Raw genomic sequence first — 23,804 nt, 5'->3', positions numbered from 1 at the left:
GCCTGACTCCGTTTCAGAAGAATGTCAACTCGGAGGCGCTCGACGACGACGTGTGCGTCGCGGCACCGCCGCCATGATGCAGGTCGCGTTCCTCGATGGTGCTGTAGGAGTCGAGCATCCGGGCCAGGAGTCCGTCGATCTCCAGGATGTCGCGCTCCTGCTCGTTCAGATCGTGCTGGGCGGTCAGCCTGAGCCGCTCGCTCAGGCGCTCCAGGCCCTCGCACACATGCACCAGCACCTGACTGGTCCGATCCTGGAACTGGAGATCCACCAGCGAGGCCGAGATGCGCGAGCGGATGCCTTCACTGAGCGCGCGCAGACGCTGCGCTTCCTCGTCGAGCGACTCCGTGGTCTGAAGCAGGCGGTTCATGACCACCTCGACCTTATGCTTGGAATCGCGCACCAGCTCATCGGCGCTCGACATGGAGGATTTGACCATCGACTGGGTCTGGGCCAGCGAGCGCGCCAGCTCCTCGACCTTGGCGCTGATGCGCGCGCCCGTGTCGGCCGAGGAGCCGGCGAGCTTGCGCACCTCGTCGGCGACGACCGCGAAACCGCGTCCCTGTTCACCGGCGCGCGCCGCCTCGATGGCGGCATTGAGCGCCAGCAGATTGATCTGCTCGGCGACCGAGCGCACGTCCTGGGCCATCTGGCGCATCTGATCGCCATAGCCGGCCAGACGGTCGACCTGCTCGGTCATGGATGACTCGCGACGCAGGATGGATTCGAAATCGGCGATCACCTCGGTCAGGGTCGCGCGGCTCTGCTCGAATTGACCGACGATGGCCTGATCCTGCGGATTGCCCGACCGGGCGGTCGAGATCACCTCTTCCAGATCCCTGACCAGATCGCTGAAGGACAGCGACAGATGGGTGATGCTCTGTTCGGTGAGTTGGCGCGAGTGTTCGATGTGACGCACGAAGATCGGGAACAGCTCGATGCCCAGACGCTCGAACGCCCGTTCCCAGGCGTCGAGCTGGTGCGTCTTGTGATCGAGCCGGCGTTGGATCTCGGTGCGAATCGCGGCGAGGTCGGCCTGGTGTTCGCGCTGCTAAACGAGCGCGAGCAGGACGGCGAGTACGGGCATCAGGGCCGCGAGCACTCAGGCCAGGGGCGCGGCGTGGTCGACGATCAGGATCGCGCCGGCGGCCAAGCCCCCGAACGAGACGGCTTTCCAGGAAGCGCGAACCCAGACGGCGAGCGATGGCAATGGCTGTCCGGACACCAGTGTCTCCTTTCAATTCGCCAACCGAACGGGGAAACACGCTCGGTACGACAGGCGGAATCGCCCCCTCGATGACTCAACCGAATCCTCCGCCGGCCGACGGACGGGCCGGCCGGATTCGGTCACCCCTGGGATGATCCTAAGCCATTTGGCGGTCCGTTGAACACTGCCTTGGATCAATACTTAGGTTGATTCCTCGGGTTCGAGCGAACTCAGAAGACGCTCGACATACTCCCGATAGCGTGCCTGCCGATCGGCATCGGCGTTCTGGAAGCGTCCGTCCTGCTCGACGAGTCCTTGCAGGATCCGGCCTGCCGCCTGATCGGGCCGGCTGAGGAAGCCGAGTTCCGGACGCTCGGCGCTCTCGCGCAGTTCACGCATCATGTGACCGAGGCGCCGACCGGCGTTCTGCATCTGTTCGGGTTGTTCCAGACGCTGGGTGCCTTCATAGACACGGGCCGCGCTGTAGCTCTCCGAGCGACTCATGGTCAGGTTCATGGATGCAAGCTGGGAGGAGTCGAAGCGGACGTCGGGCGCCTGCTCGAAGGCTTTTTGCACGTCGCCGTTGAAGAAGTCCTTGGCCAGACTGCCGACATCGCGTATCAGATTCTGGATGGCGTCGATCTCTTCGACGCTCAGGTCGCCCTTCACGCTGAACCCATAGCCGGTCTTCTCGGACCGGCTGATATCCAGGACGGCGGCGCTGTTGCCTTCGCCATCCTGCGAGAAGCCGAAACGTCCCTGAGCCTCGAAATTGCGGCTGAAGCTGACCTCGACCTCGTCGCCATCGCGCGTCTTGAGCTTCAGGCTGAAGTCTGCGGCGTTCTGATAACGCTCAGCGACCGCCAAGCTGGACGTCGTGCTCGGTGCCTGGGTCGCCTCGGTCTCGGTTTCGGTCTTGGGCAGCATCGGCGAGAGCTTGGCCAGTCCCTCGAAGGTCAGCTTCTCGGTGGCTCCGACCTGTTCGGCGACGTTGCCTTCGAGCACCTTGAGGTTGGAGAGGATGTCCTTGGCCTCCTTGAAGCCCTTCTCGGCGCCTCTGACGGCGCTCTCGTAGAGCGACTGGATCTCCTCCTCGGATTTGCCGCGGGCGCGGGCGTTCTCCAGCCCCATGGCGACGAAGCCGGTGATCCGCTCAGCGACCTTTTCCGGGGTGTATTCGTTGGGATCGAGCTTTTTCAGCCCGGACACATCCATGCCCGGAATCTCGCGGGCGATGGCGCCGAGCGCCTTCTCCTGGAGGCTGGAGAGCGCCCCGGCCGGTTCGCGCAGAGAGGGTGAACCGGCCTGCGCGCCGACCTGGGTGTGAGACTTGAGGGTCAGGCTATTGGAGACGAGTGACGAGAACTGGGCTTGAATGCTCATGGGGGCGGCTCCTGCGCACGGTGGGCATATACCCCTTAACGGCTGACGAACGGTCGGCTTGAGTCCGTTCAACCAGCGGTCGCCGCCGCGGCCAGATTCGCCAGTCGCGCATAGTCGGCGACGTCGAGTTCCTCGGCGCGACGCTTCGGGTCGATGCCGGCGGCTTCGATGCGCTCCGGGTCGAGGACGCCGGACAGGCTGTTGCGCAATGTCTTGCGTCGCTGGCCGAACGCGGCGGCGACGATCCGCTCATGGAGTTCGGCATCTTCGATGGGATGCGGGAGCGGTCGCAGCGGACGCAGACGCAGAAAGGCCGACTCGACCTTGGGCGCAGGCTTGAAGGCGCCGGGACCGATGCGAAACAGGCTCGTGGCGGCGCAACGGCTCCGGATCATGACCGAGAGCCGTCCATAGCTTTTGTCGCCCGGCTCGGCCACGATGCGGTCGACGACCTCCTTTTGCAGCATCAGGTGCATGTCCTGGAGCACATCGAGCTGGTCGAGGAAATGGAACAGCAGCGGGGTCGAGATGTTGTAGGGCAGATTGCCGACGAGCCGCAGCGAGGCCGTACCCTCGGAATCCGCGAGGGTGCGCAGATCGAAGTCGAGCGCGTCGGCGTTGTGGATGCGCAGCTCGCCCAGACCGTCCAGCCGCCGGCGCAGCGGTTCGATCAGATCGCGATCGAGTTCGATGACGTCGAGCGCCCCGGCCCGCGTCAACAGTCGCTCGGTGATGGCGCCCTGCCCCGGCCCGATCTCGACCAGCCGCTCGCCCGGTCGGGCGTCGATGGCGGCTTGGATGCGGTCGATGACGAGCGGGTCGTGAAGAAAGTTCTGGCCGAAGCGTTTGCGGGCGCGATGTTCCATGGTTTCGGTTAAGTCCGGGCGGTCTCTGAGTTGGTATCGGGCGTCGCTGGAACCGCGCGCTCGCCGGCGGTCTCCCGGAGCACCAGGGCATTGCGGATGAGCCGTCCGCGCGTCTCGTCATCCGTGCGCTCCGTGAGCTGACGAGCGGCGATCATGGCGTCGATCGCCTGCTCGGCCTGCCGCCAGTCGTCCTCGGCCCCGCCGGGCGCAAAGCCGCGTCGCTCGGCCAGATAATAGGCGGCGACCGCGATCATCGTGTGACGTTGGCTGTCGGTCGGACGGTCGTGCATGGCGGACAGGCGGACATTCAGATGGGACGGCGTTGCTCGGGGCGCAGGCGCGGGGTGAAATAGACGTCGGCGTCGTCGAGATCGACCGGCCGACCTTCGCCGTCGACGAGCGGCTGCTCGTAGTCCTTCCAGCCGCGCAGTCCGGTCTTGAGTGAAACGACGTTGGTGTAACCGAGCACGTTCATCGAATGCGCCGCCAGCACACTGCGATAGCCCGAGCGGCAGACGACCACGATCTCGCGCTCGCGGGCCTGGACCAGCTCGGGCACGGTTTCCTCGTAGTCCCACTCGCAGGCCGATTCCAGGATGCCGCGCGGTACATTGATCGAACCTTCGATGTGCATGGCCGCGAATTCCTCGGGTTCGCGCACGTCGACGATCAGCAGCTCCGGATTGGCCTGGATGCGTTCCTCCAGATCCCAAGGCATGAGCTCGTGCACCTCGGTCAGACAATGCTTGATGAGTTCCAGGAAGTTCTTCACGGTCTGTCGCGCTCCGTTATCGGCCTTGGAAGACAACGAACGCTCGCAACGGAGCGCTCGCTGTCGAGTGAGCGCGGAGAATAACCCGAGTGATCGAGTGCGACATTCGAAATCCGCAACCTGGGTCGGCCCGGACGACTTCAGTTCGAGATACTGAGTTCGACGCGCGGACTGTCGATGATCTTCTGCATCCCCAAGCCCTTGACGACATTGATGAGGATAGGGCCGCCGATATTGGCGTTCAGACCCGGCACGCCACTGCTTGCGGTCTCGTCCTTCCAGAGCATGAGCAGCACCAGCACCTGCCCGGGATCCTCGGCCTGGAGCAGGGACTGTTCCGCGTCGTCGAGTTCGAGCACATAATTGAGCGCATAGAGTCGCGGATCGACCAGCGTGAACTCGATCTCCGCGTCGCCCTCGGCGCGCAGTCGGTAGACGCGCCCGGAATCCGTGTCGGAATACGTCAGACGATAGCTCTGAAGATGCTCGAATCCTGGAATGCCGGCGGGAAAGGCGATGGTGGCGGGGACATCCGGCTCGGAAGCCATGGCGGTCTGCTGGTTCATAGTCCTTGGTTCCTCGTTCAGGCGCGATGTTGAAGGAGACGGGATTTCGCTGGAGACGTTACCGAACGCCGAGACTGGTCGCGTTCTCGCCCTTAAGGATACACGAACCTGACTCAGCCGGAGATTCAGGCGCCGATCCTAACCCAGATTCAGGCCCCTTGCGATCATGCGATACCGAATACGGACGGCCCTGGCCGTCAGCCTGCTCATCCACTTCGTCCCGGCCCAGCTCCGGGCACAGCCGGACACGCCGATCCCGCCCGCGACCGACGCCTGTCTGAAGGGCGAGATCGAGACCACGCCCTCGACCGAGTTCAGTCTGCTGGAAGACGGGGCCGTGGTCCGGCATCAGCGCACGACGCTCGAATGGCAGCGTTGTGCACTCGGTCAGCGTTGGGACGCCGAATCCAACGGCTGTGTCGGACGCCCCGCCGGCCATACCTGGACCAAGGCCATGCAGTCGGCGAGCAAGGCCGGGGGCGACTGGCGACTGCCGACCGGCGAAGAACTCCTGACCATCGTCGAAAAATGTCACGACGGCCCCGCGATCAATCCGCGGGTCTTCCCCAACACGCCCTCGGTCCTGTTCTGGTCGTCCTCGGTCGACACGGGCGGACTGGAGCGCGCCTGGTCGGTGAGCTTCTTCAGCGGTCAATACTTCCGGGTCGGCAAGTCGCAGAACGGGCGTGTGCGACTGGTGCGCGGCACCCTGGCGCCGGCGGGCGGCGCGATGCCCTAGACCTGAGTCACCAGGGCCGGTACTCCAGGCCGGGAATGGCCTCGCGCTCGAAGACCTCGGGCAGCGTCAGGATGAAGTCCTTGAGTTCGTCGAGTCCCATATAGCGCCCATAGGAGGCCTTGGCGGCATCGACCGGCAATTCCACCCAGTAGCGCGGCTCGGACGGCTCATAGAGAATCTGCAGGATGGTCGCGCGCGTATCGATCAGTCCGAGATAGTCGTCCTCGGTCTGAAGGCGCGGCAGGAGCTGCTCGCAGATGGCCTTGGCGCTCATCTCCACGGCACTGGCCGAAGAGATGGCATCACCGGACCGATCGAAGAGATAGAAGACGCGGTAGTGCATAGTGGGCGAGCTCGCGATCCAAGAGAGGCCGTGAATGCAATGACCAATCCGGAGTCCGTTTCGCGCGTGCTATGATGGCGAACAGCAGCATTGGAATCCGTGACTGGCCGGTTCAAAACAATTGATTATACCCCTGATTCCCTGTCCGAACAGCGCTTTGCTGTGAGCGACGACGCCGGCGTCCAGCCGGCTCGATTCCCGATCCCGCGTTGACTCCAAGACCCGAATTCCCTCAAGAGCACCTGGAGCCATGTCCCGTCCGCCGCCGACCACCACAGAGTCCGCCGCGAAGGCCTTTCGAGCCGGCGTCTTCAAGCCGATCCTGGATCCGATCCTGCCGAGTAACTACTCAGCCCCTAGATGCAGACATCTGACTGCATGAAAGCACTAGATGTTGTGCTTTGGCGTAAATTGGAGCGGTCAGTCTTATGGTAATCCATGGAAAAATCCGGCTGCTTTGCTTATCGCTGAGACGTAACACGTTGTTTTTAAAGTGCGTAAACTCTTCGTTGGTAGGCTGAGTAGTTACCCTGCCGAAATGGATCTCCATTCCCTTCGTCACGCTCACCGTACTGCTGCTGCCGGGGCTGGCGGGCTTTCTGGTCTGGGAACTGAAGGAGAGACCCTGCGCGGCTTTCTGCGGCGCGGCTTCCATAGCGGAACCCTGCCCAAGTCCTTCGATCGTCTGCGGCGCGTGATGCGCCGGCAGATCGAGCACGCGATCGAGACACCGCAACGGCTGCGCAAGGCTCAGCGCCATCCGACCGAGATCGAGCGCACCGTCGGGGTCTTCTGTGATCGCGAGTTGGCCTATGCGCTGCGTCGTCGCTGTCAGGATCCGAACTGCATCCTGATGAGCGTCTGGACGCGGCGGCCGCGTCTGGCGACGGCCTCGTTCGAGCTGACGCTGGATCTGCGGCTGAAGCCGCCGCATGAGCGGGCGCGGATCGAACTGCGGCTGTGTCTCTGTCTGCGCGAGCCGGATCTGCGTCTGAGCGTGGTCATGCAGGGGGATCGCGAGGCCCTGGGTGCGAGCTGTCGCGAGCGTATCCGCGAGGACATTCGCGTGTTCGGCGCGCGTGCGGGCGCGACCGAGGTATCCATCGATCTGGGTTGAACCACAACGGCCTCTTACAGCACCTTGGTCACCAGCTTGACCGCCAGATCCTGCGGATCGCTCTCGATGCGGAAGCCGAGCGACTTCATCAACGCCAGCATGCGCGAATTGGCCGTCAGCACCTCGCCTTCCATGAGGCGGAACCCGCGTAAGCGTGCGTTCTGCATCAGCGAGCGCATCAGGCGCGCACCTATGCCCAGGTTGCGATGGTTGTCCGAGACCACGATGGCGAACTCGCAGCTCTCGCCGCCCGGACGACTCATGTAGCGTGCCACCCCGACCTCGATCTCGGTGCCGTTCTCCTCCAGTACGCCGATCAGGGCCATCTCACGGTCGTAGTCGATCTGGGTGAAGCGCACCAGCATCTCGGGCGTGAGCTCCTTGATCGCCTGCATGAAGCGGAAATACTTGGTCTGCTCCGAGAGTCCGCGCACGAACGCCTGCTCCATCTCGGCGTCCTCGGGCCGGATCGGGCGGATGACAAGATCCCGTCCGTCGGGCAGTTGCGCACGCTCGATCAGATGGCTCGGATAGGGATGGATGGCCATGTGACCATAGGTCGGCTGTTGCGGCGGACGGTAGTCGACCTTGATGCGCACGTCCACGGCGATCACCTCCTTGTCGTTGCCGATCAGCGGGTTGATGTCCATGCTGAGGATCTCGGGCAGCTCGCAGACCATTTCCGAGACGCGCTGGAGGATGCGTGCGAGCGCCACCCGGTTCATCGGCGGCATGTTCTGGAAGGCGCCCATCAGCCGCGCCACCCGCGTGTGATCGATCATGGTCTCGATGATGAAGGCGTTGAGCGGCGGCAGACCCAGCGCCCGGTCGCCGAGCACCTCGACCTTGGTGCCGCCGGCGCCGAACAGGATCACCGGGCCGAAGATCTTGTCGCGGAAAACGCCGATCATCAGCTCACGTGCCGCGCGCGTGGAGACCATGCGCTCGACCGTGATGCCGTCGAAGCGCGCATCGGGACGCAGCCGCTTGGCGCGCTCCATGATCTCGGTGAAGGTCCGGCGCACCGATTGGGCGTCGTCGATGTTGAGCTTGACCCCATCGACGTCGGATTTGTGCTCCAGATCGGGCGAGTTGATCTTCATCACCACCGGGAAGCCCAGCGCCTCGGCGGCCATCAGCGCCTCGTTCGGGGTGCGGGCCAGGATCGCCTGCATGGTTGGGATGCGGAAGGCCGAGAGGATGGCCTTGGCCTCGATGGTCCCGAGCACCTTGCGCCCCTCGGACATGACCCCCTCGATGATCAGGCGCGCACCCTCGACATCGGGCGGGTCTTCGTAGGAGAGCGGTGCCGGCGACTGCATCAGCAGCTTCTGGTTGCGCTGATGGATGGCCAGGAATGAGAAGGCTTCGACCGCCGCCTCCGGGCTGTCGAACTGGGGCACGTCGTGTTCGGAGAGCAGCGCCTGGGCCTCCAGCACCCGCTTGCCGCCCATCCAGCAGGCCAGCACCGGTTTGCGGCTGCCCTTGGCGGCCTCGATGACCTGCTGGGCCGTGGCCACCGGATCGCCGAACACCAGCGGGGCCAGGATACAGAGCACGCCGTCGACCTCGGGGTCGGCCAGGCAGGCGTCGAGCGCCAGCCGATAGCGCTCGGGCGGCGCGTCGCCGATGATGTCGATGGGGTTGCCGTGCGACCAGTAATCGGGCAGCGCCTGTTCGAGTTTCTGGCGCGTGGCCTCGGTGAACTGCGCCAGGGTCAGACCCAGCTCGACGGTGCGATCGGCGGCCAGCACGCCCGGTCCGCCGCCGTTGGTGATGATGGCGATGCGGTCGCCTGCCAGCCGGCGTCGGGTGCCGAACACCTGTGCGGCGGCGAAGAGCTGATCCAGATTGGCGACCTGGACCACGCCGGCACGGTCGGTGACGGCGCGAAACACTTCCGCCGAGCCGACGTAGCCGCCGGTGTGCGACTTGATGGCGCGCGTGCCGGCCGGATGGCGTCCGGCCTTGACGATGACCACCGGCTTGAGCCGCGCCGCCGCGCGCAGACCGCTCATGAAGTGGCGCGCATGACGGACGCCCTCGACATAGAGCAGGATGCACTGGGTCTGGGTGTCGAGCGCCAGATAGTCGAGGATGTCGCCGAAGTCGACGTCGGCCGCCGCCCCGATTGAGACCACCGCCGAGAAACCCACGCCGCGCGACTCCGACCAGTCGATCATGGCCGTACAGATGGCGCCCGACTGCGAGACCAGCGCCACATTGCCCCGTCGCGGCAGATCCTTGCCGACGCTGGCGTTCAGGCCATGCTGCGGACGCATCACGCCCAGACAGTTCGGTCCCATGACGCGGATGCGGTTGCGCCGCGCCGCCTCGACCATCTTCTCCTGGAGCGCGATGCCGCGCTCACCGTGCTCGCCGAATCCGGCCGAGTGCACCACGGCGGCCTTGACGCCATAGCTGCCGCACTGATCGAGGATGGCCGGCACGCACTCGCCCGGCGTGGCGATCAGGGCCAGATCGATCTGCTTGTCCAGCGCGTTCAGGTCGCTGTAGCAGGGCTGGCCCGCCACCTCGGTATATTTGGGATTGATGGCGTAACACTGGCCCTTGTAACCGCCGGCGAGCAGGTTGCGAAAGACCAGTCCGCCGATCGATCCGTCGTTGTCACTGGCGCCGAAGACGGCCACGGCCCCCGGCGTGAAGAGTTGGTCGATATCCGTCAAACGCATGAGATCCGCACTCCGAGCCGAAAAAGGGTTTAATCTGGGGCATGGCCACCGCATGGCGGCCACGAGTTTGGCCGCAAGCCAGTTGAAGAAAAGAATCGCTTCCTACCCCCATGGGTCAAGTGTGGCGATCGAGTCTTGAGGACAGCCTTCTATGAACCTCGCCTTCATCTCACATCCGTCTTGTCGCGAACATCGGATGGGGGCCCATCACCCCGAATGCCCCGAACGGCTCTATGCGATCCAGGACCGGCTGATCGCCTCCGGCATGGAGATGTTACTCACCCATTATGACGCACCCAAGGCCGGCGTCGAGCAGATCGCGCGCGCGCACGATCGCGACTATATCGAGACCATCATGGCCGCCGCGCCCCAGGCCGAGGACGTGCTGGCCTGGATCGACGGCGACACGGCCATGAACAGTCACACGCTGGAGGCGGCGCTGCATGCGGCGGGCGCGGCGATCCTGGGCGTGGATCTGGTGATGGGTGAACGGCATCATGCCGCGTTTTGTGCCGTGCGTCCGCCGGGGCATCATGCCGGACGCGCCAAGGGCAGCGGGTTCTGCATCTTCAACAATGTCGCCATCGGCGCGCTGCACGCCCTGGAGCATCATGGGCTGGAGCGCGTGGCCATCGTCGACTTCGACGTCCATCACGGCGACGGCACCGAGGAAATCGTGATCGGGGACGAACGGATCCTGTTCTGCTCCAGCTTCCAGCATCCCTTCTATCCGGGCACGGGGGCGGATACGGACGCGCCCAATGTCGTCAACCTGCCCCTGCCCCGTCTGACCGATGGGGCGGCGTTCAAGGCGGCGGTCGAACGGGCCTGGTTGCCGCGGCTGGAGGACTTCGAGCCGCAGTTGATCATGATCTCGGCCGGCTTCGACGGGCACATCGAGGACGATATGGCGCAATTCAATCTGCATACCGCCGACTATGGCTGGATCACGCGCGAGATCCACCAGCTGGCGAAACGCCATAGTCAGGAGCGGGTCGTGTCCTGTCTGGAGGGCGGTTATGTGTTCTCGGCGCTCGGGCGATGCGTGAGTACCCATATCGATGAGCTGATCGGGCACGCCTGAGATCCGGCCTGCGTGTCGCTGGGACTCAGACAGATGACCAAACATCATGGGGCGGACACGCGGTCCGCCCCATGAGTTTGTTGCAGCGCAACATCAGGATAGCCGGCTATTGGACGCCTTTCAATCGGGACGGCCCAAGCAGAACTCATGACCCGCTCAGGCTCATTGACCGGCATCCGCACCATGGGCGCGCTGTCCAACAGCTTGCGCGCCACATCGACGATCGGCTCCAGACTCACGCGACTGGTGAAGACCGAAAACGTCAGCATGGCGAGCAGATAGCGCGGATCGCTGATCCAGGGCGGCAGGAAACGCGGCGGTCGGCACAGTCCCAGCGCATAGAGTTCGCACAAGGCCGGGATGTCGAACAGATCCAGCTTGCCGCAGAACAGCAGATGGAGACAGTCGGCCCGCCCGGCGGCGAAACCCGCCCGGATGAAGTTGTCGACCTGGAGCAGCCCGAACAGATAGACCAGATCCTTGGTGAAGGGCGCGCCGCCGGTGATGACCCCGCCCCGGAAGACCCGTCGCGCGTTCTCGAACGACTGATCCGGGTCGTCGGTGCGCTCCATGAAATAGCGATAGACCTCCAGGAAATCCGCCCCATCGATCGCCATCTGGATCGCCAGCACCCGATCGGCCAGACGCCGCAGGCGGTCGAGTTCGATCGAACCGCTGATGACCTCGGCGAAGACGGCCAGCCCCTCCTGGGTGCGCGTGGTGCCCGGATGTCCGGCCGCCAGCAGCGGCAGATCGGTCTGAGCCTGACCGTTGAGCGAGGTCGCGACATGGATGTACGCCTCGTGATGCAGCAACTGGATGCAATCGCGGTCGGTGAAACGCGCGCCGCGTCGGATGCGGATGGCGCGCGAGGTCGCCAGGGCATTGGCCGAGAGCCGGTCGACCAGCTCGATGGCGGGTGCCCGGTCGCCGAACTGGGTGCGCACCGCCTGTCCCAGATTCTCGGCGACCTCCTCGGCCGTGTGATAGCTCGGCGGCGCCGTGTTGAGCGCGATGTGGTCCAGGTTGCGGATGGTGTCGAGCACGCTCTGCGCCAGATCGAGCGGCGTGATCGGGACATAGCGCAGGGGCGCGGTCGGCTCGCCGTAGAGCTGGCGTCCGTACTCGAAGAACCCTGTGGTGCCGACCGCCGCCAGCATCCGCGCGCTCAGTTCGATGGCATTGGCCTGACGGTCGAGCCAGAGATCGATGGTCGTGACCGGCACGATCCGGCGCCGCGCCTCGCGCACGGCCTCGATCGTGGGCGCAGGATCGAAGGCGGCATAGGTCACGTCGGGCAGCTCACGCGCCCCCTGGGCCAGAAAGGTCTCCTTCACCTCCGGCGCCCAGGCGACCGTGCGCAGGATGCGCAACGGCCGACACGCCCCATGCAGCAGGCGATTGACGGTGCGGATGCGCTCCTGTTCGCGCTCGGTCGCGTTGGTCATCGTATGACTCCTGTTGTTACCACGAACGGGCTGATCGGTCCCCGGCTCTTCCCGATCCGGAATCAATCGCCCGGCCGCGCCCGCAGCAGCGCCACATGCCCGCGATGGTAGACCAGCTCCAGATCCAGCTCGGGATGCTCTTGTGTCAGAGGCTCGAGCTTGTCGACGCGCAGGAACACCAATTCACCCGGCTTGGGCGCTCGATTGGGCGTGATCGCCTCGCGATAGACGCTGAAACTCGGCATCGAGGTGCGATAGACCACGGTCGGCAACTGCGTCTGCTTGGCGATCAGCGCGGCCTCCTTCACCGGCGCCTGGAGCGTGTCGAGCACGCGCGGCGCCACCTCGCCGTAGACCACCAGCGTCTGCACCAGCCCCACCAGCACCAGCCGCTGCCACAGCGGCGGACTCGACCAGCGCAGCATCAGCGCCGTCAGCAGCAGTCCGCCCAGGGCGGCGATGCCGTATTCGAGCGTGATCGCGTGCCGTGCTTCCTCGAAGAGAATAGCGTCATAGGGCCGAGCGGACACCACCATGGCGACATCCAGGACGAACGGCAGAATCAACAGCAGACCGAAGAAGACCAGCGGCGGCACGAACGCCAGCCAGCGATTGGTCAGGGCCTCGCGATGCCGCGCCATGAGGATGAACAGCGGCGTGGCGCCATAGAGCAGATAGTGCGGAAGCTGGGTGCCGGAGAACGAGAAGAAGACCAGCACCACCAGGAACCAGATCCAGAGGAAGCGATCGAGCGGATCCAGCCAGGCCGAGCGGTAGCGCTTGAACAGACTCAGCATCCAGCCGGTGAACGGCAGCAGGATGACCGGCAGCATGACCAGGTAATAGCCGGGGAAGCCGCCGTGATCGTGCATGGCCCCCTCGAAGCGGCCGAGGTTGTGCTGTAGGAAGAAACTCTTGAAGAAGCCGGCGCCGTCGTCGAGATAGATGGCCAGATACCAGGGGCCGGCCACCAGCAGGAAGATCAACCAGCCGAGCGGATAGAAGGCCGCGCGCAGCCAGTACCAGAGCGCCAGCACACTGGCTTTCGACCAGCGGAGGCTCGACAGCACGAACAGCAGGCTGACGACCACCGGGAAGAAGACCGCCACCGGCCCCTTGGTGAGGAACCCGAGTCCCATCCACAGATAGGCGCGCAGTACGAAACGTCGGCCGGCCTTGAAATCGAGTGCCAGCCAGTAGCGATAGATCTCGAAGAACGTCAGCGCGATGAAGAGGTTGAGCAAGGCATCGGCCACCGCCGCCTTGCCGATCAGCGACACCTGGAGACTGAGCGCCAGCGCCAGCCCGGCCACGGTCGCCGTCGGTGCGTCCAGACGCTCGCGCACGAAGAACCACAGCGCCAGCACCCAGACGCTCGCGGCCAGCGCCGAGGGCAGCCGCAGCCCGAATTCGTCGAAACCGACCACCCGGGTCGAGACCGCCTGAGCCCAGTAGATGAGTACCGGCTTGTCGTAGCGCGGCTCGCCGTCGCGGTGTGGCGTGATGTAGTTGCCGCCGGCGAGCATCTCGCGCGTGGCCTCGGTGAAGGCCCCTTCGTCGAGATCGTAGAGCGGCATCGCGCCCAGTTGCCAGAAGAAGCTCAGGACCACCACCAGAGCCAGCAGTGCGGGCGAGGTCATCACCCGTCGCATCACACCGCGCCGGCTATTGGGCGCGGCGTCCTTCATCGGGAGCGCATCTGTATTCATGATCTTGTGCGAGAGATCCCGGCGCTTCAATGCCGGGCGGGAGCGTGTACCGCATCGCTCGCGGTTCGGCCCCCCGTTCTCGCGTCCTCCGTTCAGGTTGGTTGATAAAAGGATTCCAGGCCGATGATCGACCATCAGCCGGTCATTCGCCAAGCGGTTCGCTCGGCATGGCCGTGCGGGCGTGATGCGAGATCACATCGTCCAGCCGCGCAGGCTCAGCTTTGACCACGTCTCAGCACCAGACGCCGAAACCGCCGCGCGCATTGACCGCGCGCACCCAGGCGTCGAGCGCCATCCGCTTGGCGCGGTTCTGCTCCGAGTCCTCGCCGTGCGCACGGTGTTGTTGCGGGTGTCGAAGATTTCATAACCGGCGGGGCGACGGCCCGCGATCAGCTCCAGCCGGCTGTCGCCGGCGCGGCGCCAGTGGTGTGTCGGGCGCTCGAAGGGGGAGTTGATGATAAGTGACTGCGAGCGTGTCATGGCTCCACCAGAGTGGTCAGGGATCGATAGAGTGCCTGAAAGCTCAGTGATCGATTGCGCTCGGGAACCAGACGCGGCGCGATCCGTCGTGCGCCGTCGCGTTTTTGATAGGTTGGGATGGCGCGTTGCAGTTCACGCGATGGCGTGCCGAGCGCATCCGGGTTGCGATACTTGGCCTTGCGGTCGTTGGCGGCCAGCGCGGGCTTGTCGAACGCCTCGGCCACCGCTTGCCAGTCACCGACAAAGAAGGCTTCCAGTTCGCGGCAGGCGATTCGCACGATGGCTTCGGACTTGCCGGCCTGAGTGCACAAATCGGCCAGATGTTGCTTGATGCGCACACAATCGCCGCTGTCCTAGCAGAAACACCAGATGCTCGATCATGGATCGACCCCTGGGAAGAATCCTTGTTTCCAGAGATATCCCATCTGGTCTCCTCCATCCATGTACGCCTTGATCTGCACATTGTTCGCTGCCCGATATGCCTTGGTGTAGCCCTGCTCCTTGACCAGCCAGAACACCTCGTCGAGATGGATGGCGTTGAGGAAATCGGGCGAGTGCGTGGTGACGAACACCTGCCCGCCGCGCTGTGCGTAGGCACGGAACTCCTCGGCCAGATCCCAGAGCAGCGAGGGATAGAGCTGATTCTCGGGCTCTTCCACGCACAGCAGGGGATGCGGCTTCGGGTCATGGAGCAGCACCAGATAGGCCAGCATCTTGATGGTGCCGTCCGAGACATAGCGCGCCAGAAAGGGATCTTCGAAGGCGCCATCCTGAAACTTGAGCAGGACACGGCCTTCCTCGGTGATCTTGGCCTCGACCTGGGTGATGCCGGGCACGCAATCCTTCAAGCGATCCAGTATCCGCCGAAAAACGGTCGGATGCTGCCGGTAGAGATAATCCACGACCAGCGACAGATTATCGCCCTCGCGCGACAGGTGTTCGGCATAGCCCGCCTCGGCCTCGGGTCGTGCGCGGCTGATATGGAAGTCCGACAGATGCCAGTTCTCGATCAGGTTGCCGAGCGCCACCACGGCGGGAAAGCGCTCGAACTGTGCAAGCGCCTTGATCGCCAGGATATCGGGGCTTTTCAGGGTCTGCTGTTCGCGGCGCAACTGGGTTTCGTCGGTCACGGATTCCAGTTCGTTGGTCACGGCCTCGCCCGCGCCGCAGGTGAAATCCAGATAGCGCCAGGGCTGGCCACGGCTGCCGCGTCGGTATTGCAGGATCTCGCGCTTGACCACCGGGCGGCCGTTTTGCTCGTCGATATGCAGCTCATAGGTGATGCGTCGCGACTGTCCTTTGGTCAGGGTCGCGCGAAACTTGATCTCGATTTCGATCGGGTCGGAGCGGCCCCGGCTACGCACCTCGGCCAGGCCGCGACTGCCGCCCAGACGTCCCAGCGCCGCCGTGACATTGGTCGTCATGGCATCGCGCAGGAAGGCAAACACCGAGAACAGCGTGCTTTTGCCGGTGCCGTTGGCGCCCACCAGGACGCAAAAGCGCGGGATGTTCTTCAGGTGCACGTCCTGAAAGGCGCGGAAGTTTTTCAGCCGGATGGATTCGATCTGCATAGTCAGACCTCCAGACTCACGACCTTCAACGACTCGATCCCGCGATCGTCGATGATCTTGACCGCGATGCGGCGGTGTTCGCCCGCTGTGAAAGGCAGGCTGACGGTGCCGTGGAAGGCGCGCAGACGGGTTTCATCGAGTTCGGCGCGGAGGTTCTTTTTGAGCTTGTCCCAGCCTTCACCCTTGCCGGCCATGGGGAAGAACACCTGACGCGGAAACAGACTGCGTTCGTCGTAGTCGGTATCCAGCGCCCAGAGGGCGATGCGGCGTTTGCCGCCGGAGATGAGTTCGCCCTTGGCGGTGTCGAAATAGTCGAAGCCGTGCACTTCGACCTCGAAGCGTCCGTCGGCGCGGCGGCGGACTTCGATGTCCGGCTGGCCCATGAGCCAGAAGCTCTGATTGACGGCGCGGGCTTTTTTGAGATCTTCGGTCAGCAGGTCGGTGTTCATCTGCGCTTTGAGCGCGGTGATGCCTTTGATGGCGTCGATGTCTTTGGCGGCTTCGGGGTCGAAGGTGAAGGCGCAGAAGACGATCAGCGTGGGCAGCGGAAAGAGGTTACCGGCCTCGTTGAGGGCGTTGCTGACCTGTCGCTGTTCGAGCGCAGCGTGTTCGGGGCCGAAGCTGACGACGATGCGTTCGCCGCTGTCGCGCGCCAGCAGCAGTCGATCCCGCAGATAGGTCAGATAGGAATGGATGCCCAGCTCCCAGGTATCCCGAAACGCCTTGATCATCAGTTCCTCCGCGAGAAGCCCCGTCCTTCAGGGCGGGGAGGGAGAGCGGCTACGACATGGCAGCCGCCGGAAACAGGTGCAGGCTTTCCACCTGCCGGGCCGTGCGGCTCTGCCCGTAAGGGCCTGGTGACGGACGACGCCTCGCGGCGTGGTCGCTCCTTGTGATCGGATGAATCCTCGGGGACGAATACGGTCGCGCTACCGACCTCGACCACTATCGCGGCGGCTTCCAGCCGGCCGCCTCGGGATCGGACTCCCAGCGGATACGATGATGGGTGTGCTCGCCGGCGGCATAGAAGGTCCGCGTCATCAGCTCGGCGAGCACGCCGGTCGTGAGGAACTGGATCGAGACGACGAGAAACAGGATCGCCGTGAACAGCAGCGGCCGCTGTCCGATCGGCTCGCCCAGGACGAACTTGACCACCAGTAGGTGCGTCATCATCAGCCCGCCGACCACGCCGAAGAAGATGCCGATGGACCCGAAGAAGTGCCCCGGACGCGCGCCGAAGCGCAGGAAGAAGAAGGCCGCCAGCAGATCGAGCAGCACCCGGAAGGTGCGCGAGATCCCGTACTTGGACACCCCGAACCGGCGCGCCTGATGATTGACCTCGGTCTCACCGATGCGCTCGGGTGCGGTCACGGCCGCCACCCACACCGGGATGAAGCGGTGCATCTCACCGAACAGCCGCACCTCGCGGATGACCTCGGCGCGATAGACCTTGAGACTGCATCCATAGTCGTGCAGCGCCACGCCCGTCACCCGCCCGATGAGCGCATTGGCCAGACGCGAGGGGATCTTGCGCAGCAGCAGATCGTCTTGACGCCGACGCCGCCAGCCCTGCAACAGATCCAGATCGCGTTCCAGCAGCTCGTCGACCAGGCGCGGAATGTCGGCCGGATCGTTCTGCAAATCGCCGTCGAGCGTGGCGATCAGCTCGCCGCGCGCCGCGTCGAGTCCGGCCTGCATGGCCGCCGTCTGGCCGAAGTTGCGCCGCAACCGGATGACGCGCACATGCGAGCCGGTGCGTTCGGCCAGGGTCCGCAGGCGTGCGCCGGTGCCGTCACGGCTACCGTCGTCGACACAGATCAGCTCCCAGTCGCCGCGATAGTCCGCCATCCCCTCGTGCACCCGCGCCAGCAACGGCTCGACGTTGTCGACCTCCTGATAGAGCGGAATGACGATCGAGAGCCGGGGACGCCGTTCGGCGCGCTCGGGCGTGGCAGTGGAACTGGACATCGGACGGTCGACCCTGGGATTCGGGGCAACGCCGCCCCAGCGCGGGGAAGCTAAAGGGTCCGGAGTGAAAATTCAACACATGGGAACGCTTTCACACTCTGGGCGTGTGGTCATCAATCCTTCATATGGCTCTGGTCTAATCGTCAGCGTCGGAGCAGAATCGACTCAAATCAGACGGCTCAGATCCGGCCGCCCCCGTTGTCATGGGTCGGCCGGTACCTGAACGACGGTGGCCGGCAATATGCGCGCACGATCCACAGCGAAGTCCGATCACACCAATGAGTTCATGTCCCGAGCTCGCGACACCCTGACCTACGCCCTGCAACCCATCGTCAACATCCACACCGGCAGTGTCTTCGGCTACGAGGCGCTGCTGCGCGGCTGGGACCGGTTGGGATTCGAGACTGTCCAAGCCCTGCTCAAGCAGGCACGCAAACAGAAACTCTCAGCGACGCTGGACGCGATGCTCGGCACCCTGGCGGTCAGCCGTTTCGCCGCCTTGCCGAATGCGCCGCGCTACCGCCTGTTCTTCAACCTGGATCCGCATCTGATCGACGGCGATCATGGCCGGCGCGCGCTCGACTGGCTCACGCATCCCGGCCTGAGACCCGACAATCTCTGTCTCGAACTCTCCAAAGACGTCGACCACACCCGTCATCCCGATCTCGGCCCCATGATCAACGGCTATCGCCGGCACCGACTCCACGTCGCCATCGACGACTTCGGTGACGGGCACTCCGGACTGCGCCGGCTCTATGAGTACCCGCCCGACCACATCAAGCTCGATCGCGTCCTCGTCCAGGGGATCGACACCGATCATCGCAAGCGCTCGATCGTCGCCAACGCCGTCCAACTGGCCCATCAGCTCAACGTCCAGGTCATCGCCAAGGGCATCGAGACCGCGGGCGAACTCCTGACCTGTCGCGAGATCGGCTGCGATCTGGCTCAGGGGTATCTGATCGCCCGGCCCCAGCTCGATCCGGACGCCCTACTCTCCGATTACACCCTGGTCGCCGAGATCCACCAACGCAACCAGCGCGAACTGCCCGGCGATCTGGGGCTGATCGAATCCTTCCTGGAGTCCATTCCGCCGATCCGCGTCAGCGAGGGCATCGGACGGTTGTTCGAGGCGATGCGGCGCGACAAGAATCATCACATCGTCCCGGTGCTCGACGACGCCGATCGGCCGTTGGGATTGGTGCATGAGTCCGACATCAAGGACTTCATCTATTCGGCCTATGGGCGCGACCTCATCGTCAATCGTGCCTTTGCGCGCCAGGTGTGCGACTTCGTCCGGCCCTGCCCCCTGGTCGATATCCATGATCCCATCGATCGGCTGCTGGAAGCCTATTCGGCGGCCTCAGACACGGCCGGCGTCCTCATCACCCGCGATGGGCGCTATCAGGGGTTCATCTCCGCGACCTCGCTGCTCAAGCTCGTCGAGCAGAAGAATCTGGCCGTGGCGCGCGATCAGAACCCTCTGACCAAGCTCCCCGGCAACAATCCCATCCATCGCTTCGTCTCGCGTGCGATCAGCGAGCGCGATCATACCTGGCATCTGGCCTACATCGACTTCGACAACTTCAAGGCGTTCAACGATTACTACGGCTTTCGGCGCGGGGATCGCGCCATCCGGCTCTTCGCCGACCTGTTGCGCGCCGAGCTGGAACAGCACGGCTGGTTCGTCGGGCATGTCGGCGGGGACGACTTCTTCGCGGGCATCCGGGACGCATCCCTGGTCACTGTGCTGGAGCGGCTCGAACGGCTGCTGGAGAAGTTCCGGATCGATGTCCAGAGTCTCTATGACCCCGAGGATCGCCGGCGCGGTCATCTCCAGGCCAGGGACCGCTATGGTCAGCTCCGGGAGATGCCGCTGATGCGCTGTAGTGTGGCGCTCTTGGAGATCCGTCCGGGCGACGACTACAGCGACGGCGACGAACTCGGCCGCACCATCGCCGAACTCAAGCATGCCGCCAAGCAGAGTGCCTCCGGCCTAGTGCTGCGGCACGAACCGAACGGCCCGACGCACGTCATGCCGGATTCCTGCCGGGACGGGTCAGACGCGCAATGAGCCGGGTCGCCGGCAGCGCGACGATCAGCAGCCCGATCCCTTCCGCACTGTCGAACCCGGTCAGCATCCGCCCGCAGACGAAGAAGGCCGGTACTGCCGTCGCCTCTTCCCCGAGTGCGCTCGCCTGCTCGACATAGCGCTGGAGATTGGCGCGATCCTGGGGCAGATCGAAGGTCTGGATGTCGAGCCGGGGTTCGCGCTCGCGCAGGGTCTCGATGAAGCTGAGCGCCGAGCGACAGTGCGGACAGTTGCGCGACCAGAAGAGCTGAAGCGTGACGCGCGGCTCGCCCTCGGTGCCGGTCATGGCTTGGGGCGGCGTATCGAACTCGGAACTCGGCTCAGGCGCGGCGAGCAGTCCGACCGGCCAGAGCGAAAACAGCAGGATGAACAGCGGCAGACGTTTGATCCACATCGGCAGTGACTCGTTCGCGAATCCGTTTCTGACAAGTAACCAGAATGAGCCGCGCGTCCGCACGACGGGCGATCGCGGCGAGCCGTTCCAGACAGTCCGGACGCGCCTGCTGGAGCCGGCGCCGCTTGTCGGGATCCGAGCGAAGGGTTTACCGAGTTGCCAGTCGGCGGTATGGAGCAGTTTCATGGTCAGTCCATCCCTCCTGCCGGATCCGTGATGAGTCCTCGCTTCAAGCGTGGGTTGCAGTGTGGTTTGCGTCGGACTCGGACGGCGCGGGTGCATGTGCCTGACCGATCCGATCGAGTTCACGTTGCAGCTTCAGCCGGTCGATCGAGACCAGCGGCAAGGCGGTGAAGATCTTGATCCGGTTCTCCAGCTCGCGGAAGGCGGTACGGAAGGCCATCATGCGCGCCACCTCGTCACCCTCGACCGCCGCCGGATCGGGCAGGCCCCAGTGCGCCGTCATCGGCTGGCCGGGCCAGACCGGACAGACCTCGCCGGCGGCCTGATCGCAGACGGTGAAGACGAAATCCATGACCGGCGCATCGGGCTGGGCGAACTCGGCCCAGTCCTTACTGCGCAGCCCCTCGGTCAGATAGTTGTTGCGCTTCAGGATCTCGATGGCCAGCGGATGTACCGCGCCCTTGGGATGGCTGCCGGCGCTGAAGCCCCGGAAGTGGCGATTGCCCCAGCGCTCGAGGATTCGCTCGGCGAGGATGCTACGCGCCGAGTTGCCGGTGCACAGAAACAACACATTGTAGACACGCTCGGACATGGGAGGCTCCCGTTGAGACTCAGGATCGATGGATGGATTCGAAACGCTGGGTATTGCAAACAACAGTGGCGCCGGAACGTCGGGGCGCGCGGGTCGATTCGACATCGCCGCCAGGGCGCGCGCGTCCTCGATGAAGGGTGATCGGCTGTGGGCGACCGCAACAGTCTCGCGCAGGATGGCGCGGATCCAGTCCGGCAAGTCCGGGTGGAGCAAAAAACAGTTCCTTGATTTGTTATCAAAGTTATCTATAATTTCTTGCTATGAGCAAGCAATACAGCATTGGCGAGTTTGCCAAACGCCTTGGGCGGTCGCCACAGACGATCCGGCGCTGGGAAGCTGAAGGGAAGCTGCAAGCCAAGCGGCTGCCGTCGGGGCATCGGTATTTCGATGAGTCCGACGTGCGTTTGATGCTGGGTGGGGCACCGAAGACGCGCGACGTGGTGGTCTACTGCCGCGTGTCGAGTGCCGGGCAAAAAGACGATCTCGCCTCGCAGGTGCGGGCGATGGAGGCTTACTGTCTGGGCGCGGGGATTGCGGTCGATGAATGGATCCAAGAGATCGGCGGCGGGATGAACTTCAAGCGCAAGCGCTTTCTTGCACTGGTCGATCGCATCCTGCGTGGGGACGTACGCCAACTGCTGATTGCCCATAAAGACCGCTTAATGCGCTTTGGTTTCGATTTCTTCGCCCACATCGCCGCCGAAAACGGCTGCGAGATCGTCGTGGTCAACCAGGAATCGCTCTCGCCTGAGCAAGAGATGGTCGAAGACCTGATGGCGATCGTCCATACCTTTAGTTGTCGGCTGCACGGGATGCGCAAGTATAAACAGTCCATCAAGGAGGATTTTGCGGGGCTGTCGCTCCATCAGCCAAAGGATCTGTGTGAATGAAAGTCACGCGCATTCTGCACGCCAAGCGCCCGAACCCAGGCAAGCTCGCGGCTCTGCGCGAACAGGCGCGGCGTTTGGGCGTGATCCGCTCCGAAGTCCGGCAGCGCTTTGGCTCCCTTCAGGGCGTGGGCGTGTCGGATCGCCGGATTCGCGATGCCTGGCTGCGGGACGGGCGTACCTTCCCGGTCTTGGCCAATGCCTGGAAAGAAACCCTGCGCGACGCCAAGGGCGACATCACGGCCAACATGGAAGCGGCTAAGGTCAAGGCGCGCCGCTCGATCCGGCGGCACACCCAGGATAAGGCCGAACAACAACGCCTGTTCGCCGCCCTCAAGGGCCGGGGCTGGACCGGCGATCCCTATCTGCGCCGGATCATGCGCCGGGAATGGAAGCGCGGACACAACCACATGCACAATCAAATCATCGTGCGCTCGGACAGCTACACGACGTTTCAGCTCGGCGGGCGTACCTGGATCAAGATCCCCGGCCTGGTCAAAGGCCAACGGATCGCCATTCCACTCAACACCACGGTCGAGCCGACCGGCACCCTGCGGATCATCCTCAAGGACGCGGGTCTCGAAGTCCACTACACGATTGAAGCCGAGGTCAAGCACGACTGTGGCGCGCGCACCCTTGGCGTCGACAAGGGCTACTCCGAGGTGTTGGTCGATTCCGATGGCGAGCACCATGGCCGGGAATTGGGCGCGCTCCTCACCGACGCCTCCGACAAGCTCAAAGCCAAGTACCAACGCCGATCCAAACTGCGCGCCATCGCCAATCGCACCCGCAACCCGCGCAAGCGCGAGCACATCCGCCACTTCAACCTCGGGCGCCGGAAGCTCGATCGGCAGATGGACCAGACCCAGGCGCGCATCCGCGACACAGTGTTTCAGGCGATCCACAAGATCGTGGACAAAGCAGCGGTGATCGCCGCAGAAGATTTAACCGCCCCCATGTCCGGCAAGTCCTTCGGCAAGAACGTCAATCGCAGGCTCGCCGCCTGGACGAAAGGCGTCATTGCCGAAGCGCTTGACAGCGTTTCACGCCGTCGAGGTTCGACGGTCGTTCTCGTTAATCCGGCTTACACATCGCAAATGGATTCCCGAACCGGTTGTCTCGACGGCAAGCGGCAAGGGGATCGGTTTTACTGTTCCGACGGGGTTGTGTTGCAGGCTGACGAGAATGCGGCGCGAAACGTGCCGGCGAGGTTGTCGGACCCGGACATCAAGCGGTTCACGCCGTTCCAGCGGGTCAAGGCGATCTTGCCGGCACGGACCGAGCGCCTCCGGTTGGGACTGCTCAACCCGGACTCCAGTTGCTCGCCCACCAGGGCGCTATCAACGGAGAGCGAATCACTTAAAAACCACCATAAGCAACTTTGTTTAGGTTTTTAGGAACAGACGATAGTGCACCCAGAGCCCATCGCGCCGATCCTGCACCAGACCCAGCTCGCGCAATTGCGCCAGATGGCGCGAGACATGCGGCTGAACGACGCCCGTGGCTTGGGTCAGTTCGCAGACACAGAGCTCGCCCTGGGTCGCGAGCAGCAGCAGACAGCGCAGGCGCGTATCCTGGGCCAGGGCGGTAAAGAGATCGCGTGGGGTGATCGTCGGCATGGCGAAAATATACATTCGACGATATATATTTTCAAATGTATGTACTGAACCAGGTCGCCAGGCTCGGCAACGGCGGCGATGCCGGCCTGAGCCT

At 64.1% G+C, this 23,804-nt stretch carries 23 protein-coding genes and 2 pseudogenes; 8 read left to right on the top strand and 17 right to left on the bottom strand.

The window, feature by feature from the left end; all coding sequences use genetic code 11:
- Nucleotides 1-13: 13 nt before the first annotated feature.
- A complete protein-coding gene (locus Atep_RS08565) occupies nucleotides 14-919 on the bottom strand; it encodes a methyl-accepting chemotaxis protein (RefSeq protein ID WP_236786082.1) in 906 nt (301 codons plus the stop codon).
- Here Atep_RS08565 and Atep_RS16650 point away from each other — a divergent pair.
- On the top strand, nucleotides 911-1,300 hold the full coding sequence (locus tag Atep_RS16650; protein WP_236786080.1) for a hypothetical protein: 390 nt from the start codon (nucleotides 911-913) through the stop codon (nucleotides 1,298-1,300). The two genes, Atep_RS08565 and Atep_RS16650, sit on opposite strands and share 9 nt — an antisense overlap.
- 108 nt (nucleotides 1,301-1,408) lie before the next feature.
- On the opposite strand, the gene Atep_RS08560 is transcribed toward Atep_RS16650, so the two are convergent.
- From Atep_RS08560 to fliW, 5 genes are all read right to left on the bottom strand, one after another.
- Entirely contained in the window at nucleotides 1,409-2,590 is a 1,182-nt protein-coding gene (locus tag Atep_RS08560) for a DUF5610 domain-containing protein (protein WP_213377999.1), read from the bottom strand.
- A 68-nt stretch (nucleotides 2,591-2,658) separates the two neighbouring features.
- Nucleotides 2,659-3,456: a 16S rRNA (adenine(1518)-N(6)/adenine(1519)-N(6))-dimethyltransferase RsmA gene (rsmA, locus tag Atep_RS08555; protein WP_213377994.1), complete on the bottom strand. Its 798-nt coding sequence runs from the start codon at nucleotides 3,454-3,456 to the stop codon at nucleotides 2,659-2,661.
- 8 nt (nucleotides 3,457-3,464) lie between these two features.
- Nucleotides 3,465-3,746, bottom strand: a complete 282-nt coding sequence (locus tag Atep_RS08550) for a DUF2934 domain-containing protein (RefSeq protein WP_213377992.1) — start codon at nucleotides 3,744-3,746, stop codon at nucleotides 3,465-3,467.
- A 17-nt stretch (nucleotides 3,747-3,763) separates the two neighbouring features.
- Nucleotides 3,764-4,228 carry a rhodanese-like domain-containing protein gene (locus tag Atep_RS08545; RefSeq protein ID WP_200156667.1) on the bottom strand — a complete coding sequence of 155 codons (465 nt, stop codon included), beginning with the start codon at nucleotides 4,226-4,228 and terminating at the stop codon, nucleotides 3,764-3,766.
- 140 nt (nucleotides 4,229-4,368) lie between these two features.
- Entirely contained in the window at nucleotides 4,369-4,794 is a 426-nt protein-coding gene (fliW, locus tag Atep_RS08540) for a flagellar assembly protein FliW (RefSeq protein ID WP_213377990.1), read from the bottom strand.
- A gap of 166 nt (nucleotides 4,795-4,960) precedes the next feature.
- Between fliW and Atep_RS08535 the strand changes: the two genes are divergently transcribed.
- Nucleotides 4,961-5,533: an Lcl C-terminal domain-containing protein gene (locus Atep_RS08535; protein WP_213377983.1), complete on the top strand. Its 573-nt coding sequence runs from the start codon at nucleotides 4,961-4,963 to the stop codon at nucleotides 5,531-5,533.
- A 7-nt stretch (nucleotides 5,534-5,540) separates the two neighbouring features.
- Here the strand turns inward: Atep_RS08535 and Atep_RS08530 are convergent, their stop codons facing one another.
- A complete protein-coding gene (locus Atep_RS08530; RefSeq protein WP_213377977.1) occupies nucleotides 5,541-5,876 on the bottom strand; it encodes a hypothetical protein in 336 nt (111 codons plus the stop codon).
- A gap of 538 nt (nucleotides 5,877-6,414) precedes the next feature.
- Between Atep_RS08530 and Atep_RS08525 the strand changes: the two genes are divergently transcribed.
- On the top strand, nucleotides 6,415-6,993 hold the full coding sequence (locus Atep_RS08525) for a hypothetical protein (RefSeq protein ID WP_213377976.1): 579 nt from the start codon (nucleotides 6,415-6,417) through the stop codon (nucleotides 6,991-6,993).
- Between the two features lie 14 nt (nucleotides 6,994-7,007).
- On the opposite strand, the gene Atep_RS08520 is transcribed toward Atep_RS08525, so the two are convergent.
- Complete coding sequence (locus Atep_RS08520; RefSeq protein ID WP_213377974.1) at nucleotides 7,008-9,686, bottom strand: bifunctional acetate--CoA ligase family protein/GNAT family N-acetyltransferase; 2,679 nt, start codon at nucleotides 9,684-9,686, stop codon at nucleotides 7,008-7,010.
- A 151-nt stretch (nucleotides 9,687-9,837) separates the two neighbouring features.
- Between Atep_RS08520 and Atep_RS08515 the strand changes: the two genes are divergently transcribed.
- Entirely contained in the window at nucleotides 9,838-10,770 is a 933-nt protein-coding gene (locus Atep_RS08515) for a histone deacetylase family protein (RefSeq protein WP_213377973.1), read from the top strand.
- A 44-nt stretch (nucleotides 10,771-10,814) separates the two neighbouring features.
- On the opposite strand, the gene Atep_RS08510 is transcribed toward Atep_RS08515, so the two are convergent.
- Both Atep_RS08510 and Atep_RS08505 read right to left on the bottom strand, forming a co-directional pair.
- Nucleotides 10,815-12,218 (bottom strand): peptidase MATCAP family protein, encoded by a 1,404-nt coding sequence (locus Atep_RS08510; RefSeq protein ID WP_236786077.1) that lies wholly within the window; start codon nucleotides 12,216-12,218, stop codon nucleotides 10,815-10,817.
- 62 nt (nucleotides 12,219-12,280) lie between these two features.
- Nucleotides 12,281-13,927 carry an ArnT family glycosyltransferase gene (locus Atep_RS08505; protein ID WP_236786076.1) on the bottom strand — a complete coding sequence of 549 codons (1,647 nt, stop codon included), beginning with the start codon at nucleotides 13,925-13,927 and terminating at the stop codon, nucleotides 12,281-12,283.
- Between the two features lie 184 nt (nucleotides 13,928-14,111).
- Between Atep_RS08505 and Atep_RS08500 the strand changes: the two genes are divergently transcribed.
- On the top strand, nucleotides 14,112-14,294 hold the full coding sequence (locus tag Atep_RS08500) for a hypothetical protein (protein ID WP_213377971.1): 183 nt from the start codon (nucleotides 14,112-14,114) through the stop codon (nucleotides 14,292-14,294).
- A 109-nt stretch (nucleotides 14,295-14,403) separates the two neighbouring features.
- On the opposite strand, the gene Atep_RS08495 is transcribed toward Atep_RS08500, so the two are convergent.
- From Atep_RS08495 to Atep_RS08480, 4 genes and pseudogenes are all read right to left on the bottom strand, one after another.
- Nucleotides 14,404-14,745 (bottom strand): DUF4276 family protein, encoded by a 342-nt coding sequence (locus tag Atep_RS08495; RefSeq protein ID WP_213377966.1) that lies wholly within the window; start codon nucleotides 14,743-14,745, stop codon nucleotides 14,404-14,406.
- 39 nt (nucleotides 14,746-14,784) lie between these two features.
- Entirely contained in the window at nucleotides 14,785-15,978 is a 1,194-nt protein-coding gene (locus Atep_RS08490) for an AAA family ATPase (protein WP_213377964.1), read from the bottom strand.
- 2 nt (nucleotides 15,979-15,980) lie between these two features.
- Nucleotides 15,981-16,625: pseudogene (locus tag Atep_RS08485) on the bottom strand (site-specific DNA-methyltransferase); the annotation flags it as partial.
- A gap of 298 nt (nucleotides 16,626-16,923) precedes the next feature.
- Nucleotides 16,924-17,946 (bottom strand): glycosyltransferase family 2 protein, encoded by a 1,023-nt coding sequence (locus Atep_RS08480; protein ID WP_213377962.1) that lies wholly within the window; start codon nucleotides 17,944-17,946, stop codon nucleotides 16,924-16,926.
- Nucleotides 17,947-18,232: 286 nt separating this feature from the next.
- Here Atep_RS08480 and Atep_RS08475 point away from each other — a divergent pair, with 286 nt between their 5' ends.
- The gene (locus tag Atep_RS08475) at nucleotides 18,233-20,017 is read left to right on the top strand and encodes a GGDEF domain-containing protein (RefSeq protein WP_213377961.1); all 1,785 of its coding nucleotides are present in this window, start codon (nucleotides 18,233-18,235) and stop codon (nucleotides 20,015-20,017) included.
- Here the strand turns inward: Atep_RS08475 and Atep_RS08470 are convergent.
- Together Atep_RS08470 and Atep_RS08465 are read right to left on the bottom strand one after the other, a co-directional pair.
- Nucleotides 19,977-20,429 (bottom strand): glutaredoxin family protein, encoded by a 453-nt coding sequence (locus Atep_RS08470; protein ID WP_213377960.1) that lies wholly within the window; start codon nucleotides 20,427-20,429, stop codon nucleotides 19,977-19,979. The genes Atep_RS08475 and Atep_RS08470 overlap by 41 nt on opposite strands.
- A 229-nt stretch (nucleotides 20,430-20,658) precedes the next feature.
- The gene (locus Atep_RS08465; RefSeq protein ID WP_213377958.1) at nucleotides 20,659-21,204 is read right to left on the bottom strand and encodes an arsenate reductase ArsC; all 546 of its coding nucleotides are present in this window, start codon (nucleotides 21,202-21,204) and stop codon (nucleotides 20,659-20,661) included.
- A gap of 260 nt (nucleotides 21,205-21,464) precedes the next feature.
- Here Atep_RS08465 and Atep_RS08460 point away from each other — a divergent pair, with 260 nt between their 5' ends.
- Nucleotides 21,465-22,094 (top strand): IS607 family transposase, encoded by a 630-nt coding sequence (locus tag Atep_RS08460; RefSeq protein ID WP_213377951.1) that lies wholly within the window; start codon nucleotides 21,465-21,467, stop codon nucleotides 22,092-22,094.
- Nucleotides 22,091-23,488, top strand: a complete 1,398-nt coding sequence (locus Atep_RS08455; RefSeq protein ID WP_213377944.1) for a zinc ribbon domain-containing protein — start codon at nucleotides 22,091-22,093, stop codon at nucleotides 23,486-23,488. Before Atep_RS08460 ends, Atep_RS08455 begins: the two co-directional genes overlap by 4 nt.
- Before the next feature lie 3 nt (nucleotides 23,489-23,491).
- Here the strand turns inward: Atep_RS08455 and Atep_RS08450 are convergent.
- Nucleotides 23,492-23,710 (bottom strand): annotated as a pseudogene (locus Atep_RS08450) (metalloregulator ArsR/SmtB family transcription factor); the annotation flags it as partial.
- Nucleotides 23,711-23,804: the final 94 nt, after the last annotated feature.

Source organism: Allochromatium tepidum, assembly GCF_018409545.1.
Taxonomy (GTDB): Bacteria; Pseudomonadota; Gammaproteobacteria; order Chromatiales; family Chromatiaceae; genus Thermochromatium; species Thermochromatium tepidum_A.
This window is presented reverse-complemented; position numbering and strand designations above follow the sequence as displayed.